This is a genomic window from Oceanisphaera sediminis (genome assembly GCF_039539745.1).
GTDB classification, from domain to species: domain Bacteria; phylum Pseudomonadota; class Gammaproteobacteria; order Enterobacterales; family Aeromonadaceae; genus Oceanimonas; species Oceanimonas sediminis.
This window is the reverse complement of the sequence record NZ_BAABDS010000046.1, coordinates 99,181-121,146: the sequence shown is the minus strand read 5'-3', so window position 1 is coordinate 121,146 and position 21,966 is coordinate 99,181. Positions and strand designations below refer to the sequence as shown.

27 protein-coding genes are annotated in these 21,966 nt (G+C 56.7%); 19 read left to right on the top strand and 8 right to left on the bottom strand.

Annotated features, from left to right (window positions below):
• The first annotated feature begins 29 nt into the window (after positions 1-29).
• The 9 genes from ABD827_RS16525 (at position 30) to ABD827_RS16485 (ending at position 3,580) form a co-directional block, all read left to right on the top strand.
• Positions 30-221, top strand: coding sequence for a hypothetical protein (locus tag ABD827_RS16525; RefSeq protein WP_344965773.1), 192 nt, complete (start codon positions 30-32; stop codon positions 219-221).
• Positions 218-535, top strand: coding sequence for a head-tail connector protein (locus ABD827_RS16520; protein WP_344965771.1), 318 nt, complete (start codon positions 218-220; stop codon positions 533-535). Before ABD827_RS16525 ends, ABD827_RS16520 begins: the two co-directional genes overlap by 4 nt.
• A complete protein-coding gene (locus ABD827_RS16515) occupies positions 532-867 on the top strand; it encodes a phage head closure protein (protein ID WP_344965770.1) in 336 nt (111 codons plus the stop codon). The genes ABD827_RS16520 and ABD827_RS16515 overlap by 4 nt, the downstream gene beginning before the upstream one ends.
• Before the next feature lie 2 nt (positions 868-869).
• On the top strand, positions 870-1,361 hold the full coding sequence (locus tag ABD827_RS16510; RefSeq protein ID WP_344965769.1) for an HK97-gp10 family putative phage morphogenesis protein: 492 nt from the start codon (positions 870-872) through the stop codon (positions 1,359-1,361).
• Positions 1,361-1,726: a DUF3168 domain-containing protein gene (locus ABD827_RS16505; protein ID WP_344965768.1), complete on the top strand. Its 366-nt coding sequence runs from the start codon at positions 1,361-1,363 to the stop codon at positions 1,724-1,726. The genes ABD827_RS16510 and ABD827_RS16505 overlap by 1 nt, the downstream gene beginning before the upstream one ends.
• A 57-nt stretch (positions 1,727-1,783) precedes the next feature.
• A complete protein-coding gene (locus ABD827_RS16500) occupies positions 1,784-2,266 on the top strand; it encodes a phage tail tube protein (RefSeq protein ID WP_344965767.1) in 483 nt (160 codons plus the stop codon).
• Positions 2,263-2,613, top strand: coding sequence for a phage tail assembly chaperone family protein, TAC (locus tag ABD827_RS16495; protein ID WP_344965765.1), 351 nt, complete (start codon positions 2,263-2,265; stop codon positions 2,611-2,613). Before ABD827_RS16500 ends, ABD827_RS16495 begins: the two co-directional genes overlap by 4 nt.
• A 29-nt stretch (positions 2,614-2,642) precedes the next feature.
• Positions 2,643-2,903, top strand: a complete 261-nt coding sequence (locus ABD827_RS16490) for a phage tail assembly protein T (protein WP_344965764.1) — start codon at positions 2,643-2,645, stop codon at positions 2,901-2,903.
• Between the two features lie 188 nt (positions 2,904-3,091).
• Positions 3,092-3,580, top strand: a complete 489-nt coding sequence (locus tag ABD827_RS16485; RefSeq protein WP_344965763.1) for a KilA-N domain-containing protein — start codon at positions 3,092-3,094, stop codon at positions 3,578-3,580.
• A 555-nt stretch (positions 3,581-4,135) separates the two neighbouring features.
• On the opposite strand, the gene ABD827_RS16480 is transcribed toward ABD827_RS16485, so the two are convergent.
• Complete coding sequence (locus tag ABD827_RS16480) at positions 4,136-4,471, bottom strand: Arc family DNA-binding protein (protein ID WP_344965762.1); 336 nt, start codon at positions 4,469-4,471, stop codon at positions 4,136-4,138.
• 109 nt (positions 4,472-4,580) lie between these two features.
• On the opposite strand from ABD827_RS16480, the gene ABD827_RS16475 reads away from it, so the two are divergent.
• The 10 genes from ABD827_RS16475 (at position 4,581) to recR (ending at position 16,457) form a co-directional block, all read left to right on the top strand.
• The gene (locus ABD827_RS16475; protein WP_344965761.1) at positions 4,581-4,736 is read left to right on the top strand and encodes an Arc family DNA-binding protein; all 156 of its coding nucleotides are present in this window, start codon (positions 4,581-4,583) and stop codon (positions 4,734-4,736) included.
• Positions 4,717-5,631, top strand: a complete 915-nt coding sequence (locus ABD827_RS16470) for a BRO-N domain-containing protein (RefSeq protein ID WP_344965760.1) — start codon at positions 4,717-4,719, stop codon at positions 5,629-5,631. The genes ABD827_RS16475 and ABD827_RS16470 overlap by 20 nt, the downstream gene beginning before the upstream one ends.
• Before the next feature lie 63 nt (positions 5,632-5,694).
• On the top strand, positions 5,695-6,114 hold the full coding sequence (locus ABD827_RS16465; RefSeq protein ID WP_344965759.1) for a hypothetical protein: 420 nt from the start codon (positions 5,695-5,697) through the stop codon (positions 6,112-6,114).
• Between the two features lie 59 nt (positions 6,115-6,173).
• On the top strand, positions 6,174-8,780 hold the full coding sequence (locus ABD827_RS16460) for a hypothetical protein (protein ID WP_344965758.1): 2,607 nt from the start codon (positions 6,174-6,176) through the stop codon (positions 8,778-8,780).
• Complete coding sequence (locus tag ABD827_RS16455; RefSeq protein WP_344965757.1) at positions 8,780-9,238, top strand: hypothetical protein; 459 nt, start codon at positions 8,780-8,782, stop codon at positions 9,236-9,238. Before ABD827_RS16460 ends, ABD827_RS16455 begins: the two co-directional genes overlap by 1 nt.
• 13 nt (positions 9,239-9,251) lie before the next feature.
• Positions 9,252-11,579 carry a right-handed parallel beta-helix repeat-containing protein gene (locus tag ABD827_RS16450; protein ID WP_344965755.1) on the top strand — a complete coding sequence of 776 codons (2,328 nt, stop codon included), beginning with the start codon at positions 9,252-9,254 and terminating at the stop codon, positions 11,577-11,579.
• 5 nt (positions 11,580-11,584) lie between these two features.
• Positions 11,585-12,073: a DUF1833 family protein gene (locus ABD827_RS16445; protein ID WP_344965754.1), complete on the top strand. Its 489-nt coding sequence runs from the start codon at positions 11,585-11,587 to the stop codon at positions 12,071-12,073.
• A complete protein-coding gene (locus ABD827_RS16440; RefSeq protein ID WP_344965753.1) occupies positions 12,066-12,494 on the top strand; it encodes an NlpC/P60 family protein in 429 nt (142 codons plus the stop codon). The genes ABD827_RS16445 and ABD827_RS16440 overlap by 8 nt, the downstream gene beginning before the upstream one ends.
• Positions 12,427-15,357, top strand: coding sequence for a host specificity factor TipJ family phage tail protein (locus ABD827_RS16435; protein WP_344965752.1), 2,931 nt, complete (start codon positions 12,427-12,429; stop codon positions 15,355-15,357). The genes ABD827_RS16440 and ABD827_RS16435 overlap by 68 nt, the downstream gene beginning before the upstream one ends.
• Positions 15,358-15,851: 494 nt before the next feature.
• Positions 15,852-16,457, top strand: a complete 606-nt coding sequence (gene recR / locus ABD827_RS16430) for a recombination mediator RecR (RefSeq protein WP_344965750.1) — start codon at positions 15,852-15,854, stop codon at positions 16,455-16,457.
• 72 nt (positions 16,458-16,529) lie between these two features.
• Here recR and cdd read toward each other — a convergent pair whose 3' ends face one another.
• The 7 genes from cdd to ABD827_RS16395 form a co-directional block, all read right to left on the bottom strand.
• Positions 16,530-17,408, bottom strand: coding sequence for a cytidine deaminase (gene cdd / locus ABD827_RS16425; RefSeq protein ID WP_344965749.1), 879 nt, complete (start codon positions 17,406-17,408; stop codon positions 16,530-16,532).
• A 20-nt stretch (positions 17,409-17,428) separates the two neighbouring features.
• Entirely contained in the window at positions 17,429-18,118 is a 690-nt protein-coding gene (locus tag ABD827_RS16420; RefSeq protein WP_298718747.1) for an LrgB family protein, read from the bottom strand.
• Positions 18,115-18,453, bottom strand: coding sequence for a CidA/LrgA family protein (locus ABD827_RS16415; protein WP_344965748.1), 339 nt, complete (start codon positions 18,451-18,453; stop codon positions 18,115-18,117). Before ABD827_RS16415 ends, ABD827_RS16420 begins: the two co-directional genes overlap by 4 nt.
• 10 nt (positions 18,454-18,463) lie before the next feature.
• Entirely contained in the window at positions 18,464-19,885 is a 1,422-nt protein-coding gene (sbcB, locus tag ABD827_RS16410; protein ID WP_344965747.1) for an exodeoxyribonuclease I, read from the bottom strand.
• 174 nt (positions 19,886-20,059) lie between these two features.
• A complete protein-coding gene (locus ABD827_RS16405) occupies positions 20,060-20,401 on the bottom strand; it encodes a MaoP family protein (RefSeq protein WP_298718750.1) in 342 nt (113 codons plus the stop codon).
• A gap of 99 nt (positions 20,402-20,500) precedes the next feature.
• Positions 20,501-21,322, bottom strand: coding sequence for a tetratricopeptide repeat protein (locus ABD827_RS16400; RefSeq protein WP_344965746.1), 822 nt, complete (start codon positions 21,320-21,322; stop codon positions 20,501-20,503).
• Between the two features lie 185 nt (positions 21,323-21,507).
• Positions 21,508-21,717 (bottom strand): cold-shock protein, encoded by a 210-nt coding sequence (locus ABD827_RS16395; protein WP_104487633.1) that lies wholly within the window; start codon positions 21,715-21,717, stop codon positions 21,508-21,510.
• Between the last annotated feature and the right edge of the window lie 249 nt (positions 21,718-21,966).

The window sequence follows — 21,966 nt, the reverse complement described above, 5'->3', positions numbered from 1 at the left end:
TACGGGCGCCCATCTTTACCGGAGGTGACATGCACACCATCATCGTTAACAAGCCGTTTCTGTTCGCCGAGGACGGCAATCGCGTCATCGAAATTGAAGCAGGCGAACAACAAGTTTCCGAACGCTGCGCTCTGGTTGCGGTCGATCACCTCAAGGTGGCGACTCTGCCAGGAAGCGCGCCGCAGGCCGCAACAAAAACCAGAACCAAGGCGGCACAATGATCAACCTCGATGTCGTCAAGGCCCAGTTGCGCGTCGACCACATCGATGAAGACGCGCTGATCCAGGGCTATACCGACGCTGCCTTCAGTGCCTTTGAGGTCTGGACCAACCGCACCTTGGTTCATCCTGTTGACGCGTTGCCAGATCCGCCGGGCAATGCCCTGCACCTGAGCAAGAGCATAGAGCAAGGCGCCCTCCTGCTGATCGGCCACTGGTACGAAAACCGGGAGGCGGTGGTGGTCGGTACCATTACGGCCGCACTGCCTATGGCTACGCTGGCGCTGTGGTCGCCGCATCGATGGGTGAATCTATGAGATCAGGCAAGCTACGCCACCGCATCACCATCGAGCGACCAGGGCAAACGCAAGATCCGGACACGGGCGAAATACTGCCCGACTGGACACCCGTGGCCACGGTATGGGCATCGGTTGAGCCGCTAAGCGCGCGGGAATTTATCGCCGCCGACGCGGGCCAGTCCAAGATCAGCGCCAAGGTGGTGATGCGCTATCGCTCAGGCATCGATGCCACCATGCGGCTGCTACACCGGGGGCAGGCATATAACATCCATGCCCCGTTGCCGGATCCGGAATCTGGCCGGCACTACCTGACCCTGCCGGTTTCCATGGGTACCAACGACGGGGATTGATAATGGCCGATACCATTCAATTCAACCTGATAGGGCTTGATGCGCTGGACGCCAAACTGAAAACCGTCAGTGAGGACATCAAGTACAAAGGCGGTCGCTTTGCCCTGCGCAAGGCTGCCAACCTGATAGCCAATAAGGCCAAAGCCGGTGCCGAACGAGTGGATGATCCCAAGACACCAGCCCGCATTGCCGACAACATCGTTACCCGGTTCAGTCGGCGGAGATTCAACAAAACCGGCGACCTGATGTTTCGGGTCGGCGTGATGGGGGGCGCAGGCGGCAAGGCGGCGTCTGGTAATTATAGCAACCTACCTGGTGGTGATACCAGACACTGGCGAATGCTGGAGTTCGGTACCGAGCGCATGCGGGCACAGCCGTTTATGCGCAAGGCCTTGGCCGACAACATCAGCGAGGCGATCGGCGAGTTTGCCACCCACTACGACAAGGCGCTCGATCGAGCCATCAAGCGCGCAGCGAAACAAGGGGGAGGCTGATGGTTCCACCCATTTTTAACGTGTGTGCAGCCGATCCGGCGGTGACTGCGCTGCTGGGCACCGGTCCGGTGCGGCTGTTTCCGTTTGGTGAGGCACCCCAAGGTACGGTCTATCCGTACGCCACTTGGCAGGTAATCACCGGCTCACCCGAGAACTACCTGGCGGGTCGCCCTGACGCCGACGGCTACACCCTGCAAGTGGATGTCTATGCCGGAACCGGCAGCGACGCACGGGCCGTTACTCGCTCACTTCGTGATGCCATTGAGCCTCACGCCTATATCACCCGCTGGGGCGGCGAAGAGCGAGACACGGAAACCAAGGCTTACTGTCGAAGTTTCGACATCGACTGGATAATTCTGCGATAGCAATATTGGCCCGCCCTGAGCGGGCTTTTTATTACCCAACCCCCAGAGGGCACAGCAATGAGTAAATTAACCCAAGGCACCCAGATTTACTTTCTGGATCCCGACACCGACGCCGTGGTCAAGGTTGAGGCCGTGACCGCCTTCAACCCCGGCGGCGCACCGGCTGACCAAATTGAAGATAACAGCCTCGAAGACAATATCCGCAAATACAAGAAGGGCCTGCGCACCCCGGGGCAAGCCACCCTGACCGTGAATGCCGACCCTGAGCTGGCCAGCCACATCCGCCTGGACGAGCTGGCGCAGGAAGACGACGACCGCACCATCAAGTGGGTGGTGGGTTGGTCCGACGGCAAAGACATTCCGCCCACGGTCGACGTGGGCGGCGGTGCGTTCGAGCTGCCCACCTCTCGCACCTGGTACGAGTTCAGCGGTTACGTCTCCGACTTCCCGTTCGACTTCGCCAGTAACACCCTGGTGGCCACTGCCGCCACCATTCAGCGCAGCGGCAAAGGCACCTGGACCAAGAAGGAAATTGTATGACCCTGACCATCGATAGCCTGAAAACCATGGGCGCCTTTACCGGCGCCCCCGTAGAAAAAGACATTACCTGGCAGCAGGGCGAGCAGCAGCTGACCGCCACCGTGTTTGTGCGACCGTTCAGTTACCGCACCGCCATCAGCGACATGACCGCCCACCATCAAAAGACCGATGCCGTGGCCGGCCGCATCGCCGCCAGCATCTGTGACGCCGAGGGTAAGCCGGTGTTTACGCCTGCCGACATTACCGGCGACGCCGATCCGGAGCGGGGCGCACTGGATGGCAACCTGACGGTGGCGCTGCTGGCGGCCATTGCCGAGGTGAACGGCGTGGGAAAGACGCCGAGCTGACCGACACGGACGAGCTTTGGCATGAGTTGGTGCTCAATGGCGTGGGGGGGCGCACCATTGCCGAAGCGCAGGAGCGGATCAGTTATCCCGAGTTTATCGCCTGGGCCAAGTACCGGGCTAAACGCGGCACCCTGCACATGGGTTTGAGGGTAGAGCGGGGCAGCGCCTTACTGGCCTCGCTGTACGCCAATAGCCACAGCAAGCACGGCGGCTACAGCCTGACCGACTTTGCCCCCTATCACGACGAGCCAGAAGTGTCGCTCGATGACGCCATGGAGTCGTGGCACTGACCCGCTGCGGCGGAATATGTTTTTTTGCAGGATAGGCCCGCCCTGCCTGCAACCCTATTTTCAGCCCTGGCAATTTGCCGGGGCTTTTTGTTTATGCACTCCCTAGGCCGATCACCGAACCGGGTGGCCCGCTTCAGCCGCCCTGGGAGTGCGTTTTCTTCTGAAGCACAAGATCATGAGGAAGCAACATGAAAGAACTGATCCTATGTAACCAGACAGTAAAAGTGGCCGAAGACGGCATGGTGTCTCTGACCGATATGTGGAAGGCGGCTGGCGGCAAGAAAAAAGACCGGCCGAACTATTTTCTTGAAAACGACAGAACGGCCGCCTTTGTTGAAGAATTGACCAAAGCCGGAAATCCGGCTTTGAGAATCTCCAAGGGTGGCAGAACGCCCGGCACCTGGGCTTGCAAGTATCTCGCCTACAAATACGCGGCCTGGATTGACCCCGCCTTCGAGGTGGGTGTTTACCACATACTGGATCGGTTCTTTAGTGGTGAGCTGAGTCTTCAGCCTCACAGGGAGCTTCATGATTTTGTGCTCAAACAGCGGTTGTCCGAGCAGATGGGCAGCCTGGCCGGTCGGGCGCTGAAGCAGCGGCAGCAGGAAAAAGGCGCGCTAAGCCAGGAGCAGCAGAGCCTGGAAAGGAAATATCAGCTCCGCATTGACTACCATTAGCCCCGCCATAGAGCGGGGCTTCTTATGCAAAGCACCCTGCATTCGATGGTATTACCATTATGGTAATACCGGAACCTGTATCACGCAGGGTGCAGGCTTTGAGGCTTTACGGTTATGACGACCGCCCCGGCTACCGTGGTCATCATGACCACTCAGAAACAGAAAAGCCTTATGAAACAAGATATCTCACTGAGACCGTCAATTTGACGGTCTCAGTGAGATATCAAAATAAGACAGTTATGAAAGCGCCTGCTCATGATGCGTTGCAGAAGGTATCAAGATTTCCTTGATACCCCCGCGAGAGCGAGGTGTGCTCATATGAGCATGGTTGAAGGGGGTGGTTATTATCACCACCCCTTTACTTGGCATCTGAGCGATTGTGGTAACCGTGCAGCTTAACCACCTGCGTTATGCAGGTGGTTGACAGAGTGTCAACAGATAGGGTGCGTATATGACACGCGCACCTCTTCATCAGGGTTTCTGCTCAAAAATAAACCCATCGTTTTGAAAAGATGGGTTTATCAAAAACAGGCAGAAAAGGGCTTTACACTGGGGTTATTCGTCGCCTTTAGAGTGAGAATTAAGATGGATAAGACGCTGAACGAGACTGCCTTGCACTTCACTGATCCAGCTCAGGAGCTGCGCAATATCTTCAGAGTCAACAGCTTCAGATTCAAGGAGCTTGTTATGCCTGCTATCAAAAAGCTGACCAAGCAGGCTTTCGGGCACGCTGGAGCTACCCGCAAAAGATTGCTGCAGACGGTGGACGATTTCAGCGTTCATTGAGCGGCCAGAAGCCTCAGCAGCATTCTTGATGTCGTCACGCATGCCGTCGGGAAACCGAAGCATAAATTTGTCTAGCTTTTCGCTTGGGTAGGCTTTTTCTTTCATGGCGGGAAGATAGCAGCAAATTGACATCATTTTCTATGGTGGCTAGTTGACATCATGGAACTGACTGGTTAATCTGGTGATGTCAAATTGACATCAGTAAGGAGGAAGCATGGAACTCAAGGCAGTTAAACCCTACAGCCTGCGGATGCAGCCGGACCTGAAAGAGATGCTCCAGTTGCTGGCTAAAGAAAATGGCCGGTCACTGAATTCAGAAATGATCCAGCGTCTTAAGGAGAGCGTTAAAAATGAACGGAGAGGTCAGTAAAAACAAAAAAGCCTTAGCGGGGGCAACCGCTAAGGCCGAATCTTCAATCCAACTCATCAAAGAAGGTAAAGACATGCTTACTTTAGCAAATACTCAGCTGTCATTCCAGCAGACCCAGCTGGACATTGTTGACTATCACGGCCAGCGCTGGCTGCAAGCTGTCCAGATCGCAAAGGCCCTTGGCTACGCCAACGAGAATGCCGTAAGTCGTATTTATAGTCGTAACGCTGATGAGTTTACTCCTTGCATGACTGAGAAGGTCAAATTGACCCTCTCAGGGAATTACCAGAAAGAGGTGCGCATTTTCTCCCTGCGTGGTGCCCACTTGCTGGCCATGCTTTCCCGTACCAAAGTTGCCAAGGCGTTTCGTAAGTGGGTGTTGGATGTGCTGGATAAAGAAGTGGCCAGTGCGCCGAGCTACAGCAGCAAGGCAGATCGCACGCCACTGAAAAATGCCGTGAATATGTTGGTAGGTAAAACCACCAATCTGAACTACGCCGATGCGTACAGCCTGGTTCATCAGCGATTTTCCGTTAACAGCGTAGAGGAACTTACGGTCGAGCAAATCCCGCTGGCTGTGGAGTATGTTCACAAGGTTATTCTTGAAGGCCAATTGATGGACGATATGCCGCAGCTCCCTGCGCCCGCTATCAGCACCATTGATCTGGCCGGCATGGAAGATCTGCCGCCCGGTCGCTACCTGGTGTACTCGGAAGGTGGGAAGTTCGCCATCAAAAAGCTGGGGCAGGTGGCACTGGTACCCATCGATCACGTCAGCGCCTTTCGCCGCGACATGAATCAGTACATGCAATACGGCGCCGAACTGCTGGGCCGGATGCGCATCCTGCATGGTGAAGCAAACATGGAGCGCTTGGCCGAACCGCTGATCCGGTAACGTCTGAATCCTTGATCAAATATTAACCCCCTGCAAGAATGAGCGTTTTTGCAGGGGATAAAAATGAGCTTTATTGGAAAGTTACTCGCGGGGCTGGTGGGCGGGTTTGCGTTCGCCTTTATTGGTTACATGGTGATCATTTTACCGCTTGGCGGAAATGAGGCTTTGGTTGGTCCGATTCTTTTTGGGCTTTGGGCGTTGGCATTGGTGATTGCTTTTAAAGCCAAGCGAGCAGCCAAAGCTTGGCGACGCCTGTTGATCGGCAGCGCTATTTTTTCTCTGATGCTGCCACTTTCTGCCCTTATTTTCAGTGGCGTTCAGGTTGCTGAAATAGGTGCAGAGAGTAGTGGTGCTGCTACTGCCGGCGCGGTTGCTGGCGGAGGTATTGTCACTGTAATGACTGGCTTTGTGAGTTTCTTTATGGCGGCCATCTTCTTGTTGGTCGGCCTGCTGATTGGCCGGGATAAACCGGAAAGCAGCTGATTTTCTGAAATTAACCAAACAAACCCGCTTCGGCGGGTTTTTTTATGCCTGGAGAAACGATGAGCAGAAGTCTGGGAACTTTGACGCTGGACTTGATCGCCAAAGTTGGCGGCTTTACCGGCCCGCTGGATCAGGCCTCCCGCACCGCCAAGCGGCGAATGGGTGATATTCAAAAGTCCGTTTCCGACGCGGCAAAAACCGTGACGACCCTGGGCGCGGCCGCTACCGGCATGGCGGCCGCCGTTGCCGGGACAGGTGTTGCTGTGGTGGCCTTTACCAACAATGCAGCCCAAGGCGCCAAGGAGCTGACCAACATGGCTGCCTTGGCGAATACCGGTGTGGAAGATTTTCAGCGCTGGAGTTATGCCGCCAATTCGGCGGGCATTGAGCAAGGCAAGCTGGGTGACATTCTCAAAGACGTCAACGACCGGGTGGGGGACTTCATCACCACCGGCGGTGGCGAGATGGCAGACTTCTTCGAGCAGATCGCTCCCAAGGTCGGTGTGACCGCCGAGCAGTTCCGCAAGTTGAGTGGCGCCCAGGGCTTGCAGTTGTATTACGACAGCCTGCAAAAGGCGGGCCTCAGCCAGCAGGAAATCACCTTCTACATGGAGTCGATGGCTGACGAGGCAACTGCGCTGGCACCGCTGCTGGCGGATAACGGCAAGCAGCTCAAGGCCATGGCCGCCGAGGCGGACAACCTTGGCATAGTGCTCAGTGAAATGGACGTGGCTATGCTGGGCGAGTTTGCTGATCAGTATGACCGCATCACTTCCATTATGGGGGCCATGTCCGACGTGGTGGCCGCCGAGCTGGCGCCCTACCTCAGCGTGCTGGGGGATTACCTGGTGGACGCCGCCGATGGTTCAGACGGATTGGCCGCTGCTCTGCCTGGTGCTATTCACGACTCCATTGCCGCATTGGGGCCATTGCTCGACAAGTTCCGCGAACTGCAAGTGGTCGACAAACAATTCAAACTGTCCACCGCAAGCTGGGATCTGTCGGTGTCTGAGTTTGCCGAGGGCGGCTGGCGCTCCATGTCCGGCTTCTTCGATAACGTAATCGCTGGCCTGAACAAGGTGATTCAGGCTTACAACCTGCTGCCTGGTGTCGACGACATCGATCTGCTGGGTAGCTTTACCGATTCCGACTTCATGGAGCGGCAGCGGCAGCAAATTACCGATGCCAATGCCGCCGTGATAGCAGCCCAGCAGGAGCTGGGTGAGGTGCTTAGCCGACCATTGCCCAGCGACGGCATCGACCAGTATCTGGCCGACGTCAAAGCCAAGGGCGACAAGCTGCGCGAAGAAATCCGTAACCGCACTCGCGACGGGCTTCCCGCCACGGGTTCGGGTGGTACAGGGGGCGGAAGAGACGAAGCCAAAGAGGCCGCCAAGCGGGCCGATGCGTTAGAGCGTGAGCTGGCGGGGCTGAAACAACAAGCCGATCAAATCGGCATGAACGCCGACGCCATCAAACTGACCGAGTTGGCCACTCTGGGGGCGAGCGACGCCCAGCTGAAACTTGCCCAAGCCTCCATGGCCACCGTCGAAGCCTTCGAGGCACAGAAAGAGATCAACGCCGACGCCTCGGCCATTATCGAAAGCCTGCGCACCGAAGAAGAAGCGATTGAAGCGTCTTACGATCGCCGCCGCGAAACCATTCTTGCTGCCACCGAGCTGACCGAGCAGGCTCGCACCGAGGCCATGCTGCGGCTGGAGCAGGAACGCGCCGACAGCTTGATGGAAATCAACGGCGGCTACTGGGAACGATACCTGGAAGCGGCAGCCGAGAGCCTGACCAACTTCGACGAGCTGGCCGCTAACACCATCGACCAGCTCAGCACCGGCTTTGGCAGCGCATTCGAGTCGATGATCTTCGACGCCGAAACCTTTGAAGATGCCATGGCCGGCATGGCCGAAGGCATGATGCGATCCGTGGTTAACGCCATCGGCCGAATGATGGCCGAGTGGCTGGTTTACGAAGCGCTGAAGATGGCCGGCATTACCGCCGAAACCACCGCCGTGGTGGCCTCTGAATCCACCAAGGCCGCCGCCAGCATTGCCGCAACAACGGCAACCACTGCAGCGAGCACCGCCGCGACGGCAACCACTACCGCCACTCAGGTGGCAGCAGCAGGCACTACCGCCGCCGCCTGGTTGCCTGCAGCCCTGGTTGCCTCTATCGGCACCATGGGCGCCGCCGCTGTGGTCGGTGGTACGGCGCTGATCGCCGCTTACGCCTTGCTCGGAGGTTTTCAGGAGGGCGGCTATACCGGCGACGTGGCAGAAGATGAAATCGCCGGTGTCGTTCACGGTAAAGAGTTTGTAATGAATGCCGCCGCCACGCGCCGCATCGGCGTTGGCAACCTGGAGCGAATGGCCAACGGTGGAGCCATCGGATCCGCATCGGGCGGTGGGTCACCGGGCGGCAGCGACCGCCTTGACCACACGCTAGGCCGCGTCAACTCACAACAGCAACGCGGCGGGCAAAGCAACGTCACCGTCAACCTGATTGAAGACCGCAACAAGGCCGGCCAGGTAGAGCAACGCCAGCGCGAAGACGGCAGCAGCGAAATCAACGCCTTCGTGACCGACATCGGCAGCGGTGGCGAACGCGCCCAGATGCTCGAACAAACCTATGGCCTGCAACGGAGGGGTCGTTAATGGCAACTATCGATTACCCCAGCCAGTTACCGCTGCCACAACAGGCGGGCTATGCCATCCAGCACGTCAGCCCGCTGATGAGGGTGGACATGCAAAGCGGCCGAGCCCGTCAGCGTCGGCGGTTCACCTCGGTGCCGAGCATGGTGAAGGTCAACTGGCTGATGAGCGAAGTGCAAGCCCAGTTGTTCGAGGGCTTCTTTCGCTGGACCATCAGTGACGGCGCCGACTGGTTTAACTGCCGCATCAAAACCCCCATGGGTCTGCGGCCCTACGAGTGCCGCTTTACCGACATTTACGACGGCCCCGTGTTCGTGACCACCAGTCTGTGGCGCTTCACCGCCGAGCTGGAAATCCGCGAGCGGCAGACCATCAGCCAGTACGACGCGCTTTTCCCCGACGAGATTTTTCAATCCGACCTGCTCGACCGAACCATGAACCAACACTGGCCCGAATCCTGATTTAGAGGCAATCATGACAGATACCCGTTACAACACTGGCAACCCGGTGGGCTCCGCCGATCCCCGCGACCGGGATGACAACACCAAGAACCTGGACGAACTGGTCAATAGCACCAACAGCACCAGCCACCCTGATCGCCAGGGAGTGCCGCGCAAGACTTGGCATGGCATGGAACAGGATTTTCAGGCGGCGCAGGATGACAAGGAAGTGCGTTATCAGAGGTTCCTCCTATCGTCCGGCTATGTTGGCACGGGGGTAAGTGGCGCAATAGAGGATTACATTGCAGGCATAAGGCTTACCGATCTGAATCAGATCATTCGTGCTGATGGGGAGCTGTGGCGGGTGTCAGCCAGTGCAACGTTACCTTACACAACCACCGGCGCTGGGATGCCTGAAGGTGGCAAATTTAAGACGGTTGGCGATGGAGTGCTTAGGCAGGAGTTGGCTGCTGCAGGTGGAGCTGCGCTGGTGGGGGGCGCATTACAACTCGTGGATAACGTCGCAGATTTGGTGACTGCCGACTGGCTTAAGATGGGTGAGATTGTTTCCACTAACAGCTACCACGGAGGATATGCAGCAACCGTACCCGGCCCTGTCGGTGGGTGTAAGTACTTGATTGTCCCGGCTGGCACAGGCATTGCTGATAACTGCAAGTTTATTGATTTGCTCGGATCGGCTGGTCAAGCCATGGCTTTATTTGACGATAATACTGTTGATGTAGCGCAAGCCGGTGCGCAGTCGTCTGACTCATTAGGTAGTCAACATGCCGCTTTGCAAGCGGCGTTAGATTGTGGTGCTGGCCATGTTGTTGGTGGTGGGCGTCTATATAAAACATCAGAGCAGCTGACTATTCCTAGTGGTGTTAGATTAAGCGCTATCGACATTGATATGAGCGCCTGCGCGGGAGGGGCAACGGGTGTTTCATTATCTGGAGATTACGGCACAGCTCACGCAGTGACATCAGGAGGAACAAGAGGAACCCGTATAATCACTTCACTTGCAGCGGCACAAGAGCTGCAAGACGGAGATGTAGTTCGCCTGCAATCATCTGATATCTATGATGCGTCAAATACAAATTCAAAACTTGGCGAGCTAAACATAGTCTCAGAAGTAGACGCTGGTACGGGGGCGATAACCTTAAAAATACCACTGCAAAGCACGTACATAACTGGCTTTCAGATTGTCAAAATGACAATGGCCGAAGGTAATAAGTTTTACGATGTCGGAGTATTTAGCTCTGGGTTATTAGAGAACACGCACACTGGTATTTTAATCAAAGCCGCGTCAGGCTGTAATGTTGTTAACTCTGCGTTTAATCGGCTAGATAACAGAGCTGTGGCTATTCAAGATTCAATGTATTGCAAGGTGAAGTCATCGCTGTTTAAGGAAACTAAAGCCGTAGGCACGGGTTACGGTGTTAGCTTTATCGACGCAACTCAAGATTGCTCTGCGTCAGACTGCTCTTTTGAGGATGTAAGACACTCGCTATCCACCAATAACACGTCAATTCTTGGTGGCATTCCAAGAAGGATTTTATTTAAAGGGAACTCTGTTACGTCTTCTGCTAGATCGTCTGGTGGTTCCATGGGTGGCGGCGATGCAATAGACACGCACGGTGCAGCAGAGGAAATAAGTATTATTAATAATACCGTGGTCGGCTCTACTTCTTACGGTATAAATATCGAGTGCAAGTCAGCAGTCGTCAAAGGAAACACAATTAGAGAGTGCCAGGCTGGCGGCATCTGCATCCGCAACGAATCAGACTTTGATGGTGACGTAGTTTGTTCGGGAAATAGGATTGAAGACGTTGCGACTCTTGGTATTTATATTTACTCTGGGTTGAGGGGCACAACTGCTAAATATAGGAGCGCCACAATATCTGGTAACGTGATAATTAGACCCGGCTCAATGGGGATAAAAGTGGGTTACGAAACGGGCAGGGTGTCTGGTGTGTCGGTAGTCGGTAACTCAATATACTCGCCAGCTTCAAGAGGCGTTTTAATTACCGATGCAGATGATTGTGTTGCTAGCTCGAACATTATATCTAACGCCCCAGATTTCGGTGTTCGCGTTGAAAACTCCAAAGGCATCGCTGTCTCAGCTAACGCCGTAAGCTTGGCGGATGGAGCTGAAAGTGCAGGGATTTATGTTGGCGGCATAGGTTCATCGATAAGTGTTAACGGAAACGTCGTTACATCTTTAGGCGCCGCGGCGGCGAGAGGTGTGCAGTTTTCAAACACCATAACTGACTCCATGATTACTAATAATATCGTAGCTGGGACTACGGGTGTTCAGCTTGGCCCTGGGTCGGGAAATATATCTGCAAACAATATAGAGTGATCATTATGAGCTTGCTGGAAGAGGTATATGCGGGGCGCGGTGATTTAGTCATCATCGAGACGTTGGAGTTAGTGAGCTCTGCGTGGGATGAGACGGTGTTTCTCTGTGATGGTTTTGAAGATCACAGCCTGTTCGTGCCGGAATTGGGAGCATTTAAACCGTTCACGGCGGCAAGCATCGGTGTCGAGAAACCCAGCCATGACAACCGGGGCAGCCAGACGGTGAACTTTGTAATCGATAACGTGCTGGGGGACGCGCAAAAGCTGATCGTCCAGGCCTTTGAGCAGCGGGCGCTGACGCAGGTGCGGGTGCGCACCTACCTGTCCAATGACCTGAGCCAGCCCGCCAGCAACACCCTGACCGCCACCGTTAAATCGGTGCAAATCCAGGGCGCCCAGGTGCGGGTTACTGCAGGGTTCTTTGATGTCATCGCTCGCAACTTCAACCGCCTGACCTACAACAGCAAGACCTCACCGGCTTTGATGTATGAGTAACCTGGAGCACTACATGACCAGCCGCTATGTCAATGGCGGCCGAGAATGGCCCGAGTACGACTGCTGGGGCTTGGTGCGGCATCAGTTCCATGCCATTCACGGCGTCTGGCTACCCCGTTTCGATGGTCTGGACGCCGACAACACCCTGGCCAAGTCCCGGCATTATGCCCAGTTGTTGCGGCAATTCACCGAGCGGGACCACCCTTCGGAGGGTGATGTGCTGGCCGTGGTTCAGGGCCGGGCCTGCCATCATGTGGGCATCTGCATCGAGCTGAATGGCGGGCTGTACGCGATGGAGACCGATGAACAAACTGGGCCGCGTGTCGTGACTCTGGCGCAATTTAAGGAAGACCATGAAACCGTTAAATGCTACGCACCCGCTGCAGATTTACAGCAACGTATTCACCAGCCAGCCGGATGAAACCCATGCCATTCCCCATGGCACCCTGCTGGGCGAATGGCTGACCGCCAATATTCCAGGTTTTGACCCGGATAACGATGAGCTGACGTTCAGCCTGCCGTTCGACCAGCCGGTGACCGCCCCGGTGGATTGCCATTTCGTGCCTAAAAAGGGTGTGGTCAAGGTGCTGACCTTCGGCCTGGGTAGTTATCTGCTCAGCAAAATGACGCCCAAGCCAGGCGGCATGAAGACTTCAAAGCGCAACGAAACCCAGGGCTCCGAGATTGATCTTTCTTCCGCCAGCAACCAGGCGGTGAAATACGGCCAGCCCATTCGTGAGGCGTTCGGGCGCTCCAAGATAGTGCCTGATTACATAGTGCCGCCCCGGCGCTACTTTGGCCCGGACGGCAAGACCCACTGGATAGAAGGGCTGCTGTGCGTCGGTGTGGGTGATTACGACATTCCGGCAAGCTCGATCAACGTGGCGAACTCGCCTATCGTGGGCCTCGGTGGCGATAATTACGCCACGATCTACGGGCCTGGCGAAAGCCTGGCGGCGGAGCCGGCGGCGCGATGGTGGCACACCAGCAAGGAAGTGGGCCCCACTTCCACGGGTGGATCCGGCTTGGCTTTGGGCACCGTTTCCGACGCCACCCGCCAGGCACCGGCAGGCTCTTACCTGTTTTCCGGCAAGACCATCACCCCGGTGAGCGGCCAGACCTTTCCCACTAACTGGGAAACCGGCATGTACCTGCAGATCGAAAATTACCGGGATTACCAGGTGGCGGGCAATGTGCTGTCCGGGGATATGGCCGGGCTGCAGGTATCCGGTGGTGACAGTGTAGAGCTGGCCGGTGACGCCATCGGTAGTCGGGCGGTGACCAGCTACACCGCGCCCACCACCACCAATGCCGGGACCCCCTCGGTGTGGACGGCGCAAACGGCCCCGGCGCTGAGCTATGCCAGTGAGCCCGCGCAGTTCACGGTCAACGTCGGCAGCGTTACCGGGGTGGTCACGCTCAACAGTGATTATCTGGACGAACCGGCGCTGATCGATGACATTAACGATCAGCTCACACAGACGGCGTTGTCCGGCTTGGTGTCGGTGTCTGCCGGACTGATGATCACCGAGCTGCCCAACTACGCTGCGCGAAAGATTACGGTGACCGGCATCAGCGGCGCCGTGCGCGTGTTCGGCTCGGTCAGCCAGGCGAACCAGAATACCGTGATCGGCACCGCCCGGGTGGAGGCTGAGCCGGCCAAGCTGACGCTGGCCGGGTTTGATTACAGCGGCAGCAGCGTGCGCCTGTCCATCAACAAAGCCGGGGAAACCTTTGTGATCACCGGGGTGTCGGCCAACCTGCTGACCGTAGATCGGGTTGACGGGCTGGGGGCCAGCACCTGGCTGGGCTGGACCACCGGATTCACCACATCCAGCACGTCATTGCAGCTCGACCCAGACACCATTGAGGGGGGCTGGGTGGGCACCTTCGCGGCCACGCCAGGGGATGAGCTGTGCGATCGGCTGGAGTTTGACGTGTTTATGCCCCAGGGGCTGATCCGTTACGACAGCGATGGCGACCCCCATGAAATGCCGGTGCATGTGTATTTCCGTTATCGGGAAGGGCCGAACGACAGCTGGAAACAGGTGAGCAAACCATTTCGCGCCCAGACCCGAGACCAGTTCGGCATTACCTTCTCCGTTGATTTGCCGACGCCAAAGCGGGTGAAAGAGTGTCAGATGCGCCGCCGGTTTGCGGAGCGCAACAAGCAGAATATTCAGGACAAACTGGAGTGGTTCGGGCTGCGGGCGCGCATGGTTCGGAAAATCGATACCTACCCCGATCTGACCACGCTGGCCTTTCGGTTGGATGGCAAGTCAACGTCGGCGGAGTCGGAATCACAGATCAATGTGATTGCCACCCGCAAGCTAAACGGCGTGGCCACCCGCTCTATCGGCGAGGCCGTCAATTACATCGCCAGAAACACCGATATGGACACGGCCGCCATTGATGCGCTGTCTGCCGACTGGGATCAGCGTGGGGATTATTTCGACTTTGCCTTTAACAAGGCCACCACGGTCAAGGCGGCGCTGGATACCGCGCTGATGGCGGGCTATGCGGAGCCGACGGTCAAGAGTGGTCTGATTTCGGCGGTGCGTGATACCAAGCGCGACCCGGTGATGTTGCACGCCTACCAGCACACCTACAGCGCTCAGAACACCACCAGCGAGATCATCACCCAGATAGACATGCCGGACCAGAACGAGGTGGAAGGGCTCGATGTGGAATATCTCGACGAGACCAGTTGGCGAGTGGAGACCCTGCGCTGCGAGCTGCCGGGCAGCACGGGGGCGCGAATCGAGAAGATCGAGTGTGAAGGTATCACCAGCCGCACTAAGGTTTACCAGTGGGGCATGCGGCAGTTGATGAGCCGCCTGCTGGATAACGTGCAGTACAGCACCAAAACCGAACTCGACGCGCGAAACAGCGAATACGGGGATTATGTGAACTTTGTGCAGGAGATCCCTGAGTGGAGTCAGAGCGCGGTGGTGGAGTCGGTTTCCGGCCTGCATGTTCGCAGCACCGAACCACTCGCCTGGGTAGCTGGCGAGCAGCATGTGATCGCGCTGCAGCGGGTTGACGGCACCATGTCGGAAGTGCGCGACGCCACCCGGGTTGACGAGTTCACGGCGGCTATCGATACCCCGTTCGAGATGACGGCCATCCCGCAGGAGACGGCGCTGTTCTTCGGCATCAAGTCCCGTTTCGCCAATCCCGCCATCGTGCGCGATGTAAGGCCGTCTGGCGGTGAGACATCTATCAGTGCCATCGCCTACAGCGAGCTGAAGTACCAGTACGACGATGCGCTACCGCCAGCGTAAACAAAAAAGCCCGGCACATGGCCGGGCTTCTTCTCTCAAATCTCGGGGAATAACCCCGCCTCGCAATACCGCAAAACAAACACTTACCCGCCAATCATATTCCCCGAGATCCCCAGCAAGCCGCTGCCAACCTGAAAACCAACGGGGATTTAAAATCCCTCGCTCAGCCTTGGATTTACTGGGGGTCATATAGGGGTCAAAAAAAAGGGCGCTCCGTTACATCAAATCTCTAGTTTGATGCGGAGCACCCTTGCTACAGCTGGCCTTGTTCGATTCAGTAACACTGTGTTACAGTGCTGAGGATTAGGCTTCAAGATGCCCTTCTAAATCAAGTTTTAAGTATTAAGCTGGAAGCTGGAAGAAAAACACTGGTGGCTGAGCACGCTGTTGCTTATCTTTCAGCTTCTAGCTTCTAGCTTCTAGCTTCTAGCTTCTAGCTTCTAGCTTCTAGCTTCTAGCTTCTAGCGTTCAGCTTTCCCCCCAAGAGTAACCTCATGCGTTTTAGCCCCCTGTTGGATGAATTGATCAAGAGCCTGCAAGTGCTGCCCGGGGTCGGGCCCAAGTCGGCTCAGCGAATGGCCTTTGCCCTGCTGGAGCGTCAGCGCGCCGGTGGCCGTCGTCTGGCCCATGTGCTGGATCAGGCGCTGGAGAAGATTGGCCATTGCCGTCAGTGTCGCACCTTCACCGAAGAAGAGACGTGTCCGATTTGTGCCAATCCCAAACGGGCCATCAGCGGTCAGCTCTGTATCGTCGAAAGCCCGGCCGATGTGGTGGCCATTGAGCAGACCGGTCAGTATCAGGGACGTTACTTTGTGCTGATGGGGCATCTGTCGCCGCTTGACGGGGTAGGGCCGGAAGAGCTGGGACTGGATAACCTGGCCGACTGGCTGGCAGCCGAGTCGTTTGAAGAGCTGATCCTGGCGACCAACCCGACGGTAGAAGGAGAGGCAACTGCCTATTTCATCGCCGATATCGCCCGCAGCCATGGCGTTGGCGTCAGCCGTATCGCCCACGGCGTGCCCATCGGCGGCGAGCTGGACCTGGTGGACGGCAACACCCTCAGCCACTCCTTCATGGGGCGCAAGACCTTCGCCGATTGATACTGTTGTGAGGGGTGGTATGCATGATCTCGGTTTGGCGCCGTTTCCCCCTCACTCCTCACTCCTCACGCTTTACTCCTCACCCCGCACTGTGTCCAGAACCAGTCGCTCGAGCGTGACCGCACTCAGACGGCTCAGCAGTTGGGCGGCGGCATCATATTGCTGTACCTCTGCCTTGGCTTCCACAATAAATGCGCGGCGGATTTTATCGGCGGTATAGCCCTGTAAAAACAGCTGACTCAGGGCAAGCTGCATGGGGCCCAGGCTGGGATTAAAGGCCGCGTTCTCAAGGTAACGACCGCGACAGAGCTGACCGTCTTCCAGCAATAACGCCACCCCCGCGCGATTATGGCTATAAGGCGCATAACTGGCGTTGGCTTCGTCCTGGGCGGCCAGGCAAGCCAGGTTATGCTCTGTTTGCGGTGGCTTTTGTTGTTGCCCAAGCGCACCGGCCGGTCCGTTGAGCATGCCGTAAGTCTGCCCCAGATCCGCCGGGCCAAAGGCATGGGGCAGCAGCTCGGCCAGCATGAAGTGATCGTCGGGCAATACCAGCATCAGACTGGTTTGATTGAGCTCGTGCATAAACTGGCGACAGTGGCCGCAGGGGCTGGCGCTGACAATCACTTTCTCGATGTGATGCTCATCAAAAAGCGCCGCATGGCCAATGGCCGCCTGCTCTGCATGTAGTGCGCTGCTCAAGGGCAGGCCGGCGGTTTCCATGTTGGCGCCCAGATACCAGTGACCGGAACCGCCAATAGCGATGGCCCCCACCCGAAAGCCGGAGACCGGAACCTGTGATTTTTGCCGGGCCAGCGGTAACAGGGCAAGCGCCAGCGTATCTTCTCCCAGTTGCGTTTCTTGTAGCAGCGTGGTGATTTGCTCCGGGCTGAAGCGACACAGATGTTCGAGCCGGTGCTGCTGTAGTGATGATTTGAGTGCCTCATGGGTCATCGGTCAGCGCCTTCTGCGATTTAAGCAATACACCAAAGATACAGATGAAACAGTGGCGGGGCCAGCACGGCGGTGGCGATGCCGCATACCACCATGGCCAGCGAGGAAAAGGCGCCCTGTACGTTTCCGACCTCGGCGGCGGCACCGGTGCCGATGGCGTGAGCGCCGGCGCCCATGGCCAGGCCCTGGGCTTCGGGGTGGTGAATGCCGGCAAGCCGCATCAGCGGAAAGCCGATGATGGCGCCCATCATGCCGACAATGATCACCAGCCCGGCGGCGATGGCGGGAATGCCGCCCATGCTCTGGCTAACGCTCATGGCCAACGGCGTGGTAATCGATTTGGTGGCGATGGAAGCCAGCAACTGGGGTTGTGCCTGCATCAGGCCGCCGATCAGCAGGGTAGTGCCTACCGAAATCAACACCGACAGGCAGCAGCACAACAAGATGGGCCCCAGCTGGCGGCGGATTTTGGCGGCCTGCTGGTACAGTGGCAGGGCAAAGGCGACCACCGCCAGCTCCAGCAGCAGGCTAAGTGGTCTCACGCCGGTCTGGTAATCGGCCGGATCCTGTCCGGTCAGTAACAACAGGGCGATGATGGCCAGCGCCGGCAGCATGATGGTATTTACCAGCGGGCTTTTTACCTTGCGGGCCAGTTTCCTGGTCAGCAGATAGAAAAGGGCAGTGAGTGGAATCGCGAGCCAGGCCATCATGACAGCATTCTCTGATAGAGACGCCCTACCACCAGCAGGATCAGCACCAGGCCGCTGAGAGCGGAGCTGATAATCAACCCCAGGCCGTCGCTCAGCAAGTCGGTATAGCCGAGCAGACCCACGGCGACAGGAATAAACAGCAAGGCCATATGGCGCAGGATCAGCTGACCGCCGTCATGGATCCAGCTCAGGGGAAGCAACTGGGTGCTTAGCAGAAAAAACAGTAGTAACAAACCGAGAATGCTGCCCGGAAAGGCAAAGGGCAACAGTGCCGCCATGCCCTTGCCCACCATCAGGCAGGACAGCAATACCACAAAGTCGCGGATCAGTTTCATGTGACGGCTCTTAAAGGGATTGAACATAACGGGCCACCGCCTGCAGCAGTGCCAGCTTGTTTTCATCTTCCTGATGCTCAATCACCAATTGTTCCAGTCGGTGCATGTAGGGCTCGGCCAGGGCCGACAGCCGATCCTGACAATGCAGTTGCCAGCGCTGCCATTCCTGCTCATTCAGCGTATGCGGGTAGTTGCGAGCCCGGTAGCGAAACAGCAGCTCGGGCAGGCGGTCATCGTTGAACTGCAATGGCAGATCGGCGAGGGCATCCGGCGTGCTGTTGCGCACCATGGCCATGGCGGCCTTGTCGGCCTCGCCGAAGAAACCACCCTGATAGAGCGCCGCATCCACATCGGTGATGGGGGGGAAATCCCGCTGTAGCTGATAAAGCGCTACTACCTTTTCGCGAATTTCCGGATGCCGGCGCAACAGATCCAGGCTGTGCCGGCACCGGTTTCTGTCGATACCCAGTTCGTCGGCCCTTTGCTCGGACAGTGCCGCCGCCTTGGCCAGCGCCGGACACTTGTTGATATGCACCAGTTTCACCGGCACCGGCGGCAACTCGCCCAGATAGGCCCGTTTGGTATAAAGCCGTTCGTGTAGCTGCTCCGGCGTCAGTTCGACCAGCGGTGTCAGATCCATGGCCAGATTGACGCAAATCACCGCGTTGGCGTTGTCCGGATGCCAGGCCAGGGGGGCAACCCAGCTGGCGCAGCCCTGCCAAGCAGAAAACATGCCGGACACATGCACCAGCGGCTTGTTGTTGATGACGTCAATCAGCGCCTTTACCTTGTGCTTGCTGCGCAGATCGAACAGATAGTCGAACAGCTTGGGTTGAGCCTGGCGCAGCAAGCGGGCCAGACTGATGGTGGCGCGCACATCGGCCAGGGCGTCGTGGGCATTGCCGTGATCGATACCGTTGGCTTCGGTCAGCCGTTCCAGCCTGAAGCTGGGTTTGCCGTCTTCGTCTTCCGGCCAGTGGATGCCGTCCGGGCGCAGGGCATAGAAGGTGCGCACCACATCCAGCAGATCCCAGCGTGAGTTGCCCTGTTGCCAGCTGTAGGCATAGGGATCGTAGAAGTTGCGATACAGGGTATAGCGGGTGACTTCATCGTCAAAGCGAATGTTGTTGTAGCCAAGAATACAGGTGCCGGCCTGGCTGAATTGCTCGTGAATGCGCTGGATAAACTCGGCTTCGCACACCCCTTCCTGCTGCGCTTTTTGCGGCGTAATGCCGGTGATCAGTGTTGCCTCGGGCGAGGGGAGATAGTCGACCGGCAAGCGGCAATAGAACATCAGCGGCTCGCCAATTTCGTTCAGCTCGGCATCGGTACGAATGGCGGCAAACTGCACCGGCCTGTCTTGCGCCGGATTGATGCCTGCGGTCTCGTAGTCGTGGAACAAAAAAGTGGGCTGTGCTGCGTGATTGCTCATGATGTGATGTCTTTATCGCTGTGGGTCATGCTTGATGTTTGTTGCTAGAGTATCATCTTGTGGCGATGGCGGGCAAAGCGTGGTGAGGATTCGGACGGAGCATAGGCAACAAAAAGGCCGGAGCGGTTCCGGCCTTTTTGACGACATTATGCGGGCGACCCGATACGAAGGGGGTTATTCGGCACTGTCTTCAGCCGGTTCGTAGTCGTCGTCGCTGCCACTACCTGCGGTCATGGGGGAGCACAGGCGGTGCACACGTTTTGGACCGATGACTTTCAGGTATTTCAACCAGACCTTGGCATGGCGGCTTTCGGTGGCGGCACCTTGCTGCACCTGTTCGAAAAAACGCTGCTCGTCATCGCAATTCGGTGCCCGTTGTCCGGTATACAACGCCAGCATGGCATGGCCGGACTGCTCAAGCAGTTGTGCTTCCGCGACGGTAAATTCGCCACAACGACGCAGACCGCGAGGAAAATGGGCGAAGTCCTGAAACGGCTTGGTTGACTCAAAGCTCATGTTCATTCTCACTCTATGTGGCTCTATGATTCGCGCAAAGTATGGCAGCTGATCCCGGTATGCAAAATCAATTTTTTTCACGTGTTATTAAAAATATTTTCATGCCTGTTTTTTGGCTTCCACGTCACTATCTCCACCACTGTGATCGGAGCTGTCACTGGTCAGCTCGATAAAGCGGGGGTGCTGACGCAGCGGATCGAATTCTTCATCATCGGCGGCCACGCTACGCAGATGCACATTGCTCTGTACCGCCAGCTCCAGATCGGACAGTGCCTGATCTTCGTTACCCACGCCCGCATGGGCACAGGCACGTTGATACAAGGCATGAGCATTCTGCTGGTCGACCTGCAGTACCCGGTTACACAGGCTCAGTGCCCACTGGCGCTCGTTCATCATCAGGGCGGCGTCGGCCTTGTGAGTCAGGGCGTCCAGATCGCCGGGTTTGATGTCCAGGATCTGATCGTAGATATCAATTTTAGCCTGGGGGCTCTGCTCCTGACTGGCGCGAAGCCATAGGCCGTGAATTTCCTGGAAGCGTTCAATTTCCCGATAGTTTTCCGCAATAACCTTGGTTTTTCGCTGCAGTTCGCGCTCTATCTGCTTCAGCTTGTGTTCGTAGGTACTGGTGATTTTTTTCATCTCGGTTTCGGCATATTCACGAGCGGTTTTTTTCAGTTCCCGCAACGATTGCCAGCCCACGATGGCCAGCACCGAGGCGGCGCCCGCCAGCAGGTAGAAAAAATAAGTCACGGTGACGTTGGCGTAGCTGATGGCCTTGTCGGCCACCGCCAGTTCTTTTTGAACGACGTCTTCGGTGACGCTGACCTGAAAACGGGCCATTTCGGTACGCACGGCCTTCAGCTCATCCAGTATATAGCGCTCCATAAAGGGCGTAAGCGGAATGCGCGTTTCGGCGGGCACGGCAGGCTTTTCCTGAGCGAACAGGGGTATGGATACAATCAAGAAGCAAAGGGATATAAATAATTTGGTCATGGGATACCGACTGGAGGTGAAAGACTCGAAAACCTGGTCGGTGCAGGATAACCCGATGATGTCTGGTGTTCAAACAATGACTAGGCGGCACCAGGGTGCCGCCTGATACGAGATCAAGCCAGTTCTACTTCTTCGGCTTGTGGCCCTTTCTTGCCCTGGGTGACGACAAAGGTGACCGGCTGACCTTCTTGCAGGGTTTTGAAGCCATCGCCCTGTATGGAGGAGAAATGTACAAACAGATCCGGCCCGGAAGCCCGGGTGATGAATCCAAAGCCTTTTTCCTCGTTGAACCATTTTACGGTTCCTGTTTCTTTCGTACTCATAGTGTGTATCCGATTTAGTCTGACAAGGTGGCGATAACAGCATCGCCACTGCATAGATAGTAGCAGCTCGTTATGGACTGAGCCTGAAAGGCCGGCAATCGCCCGTGATGACTGGGCTGAGAAAGTTCCGTTTGTGACTGTTTTTTGGGTTTTTTGGTCACATCACAATGATAAAATGCATGCTGTTCAAATTAATTTAACAGAGATAAGGTTGCAATTTATCAACGGTTTGTTAGGTTAATAAAGGAT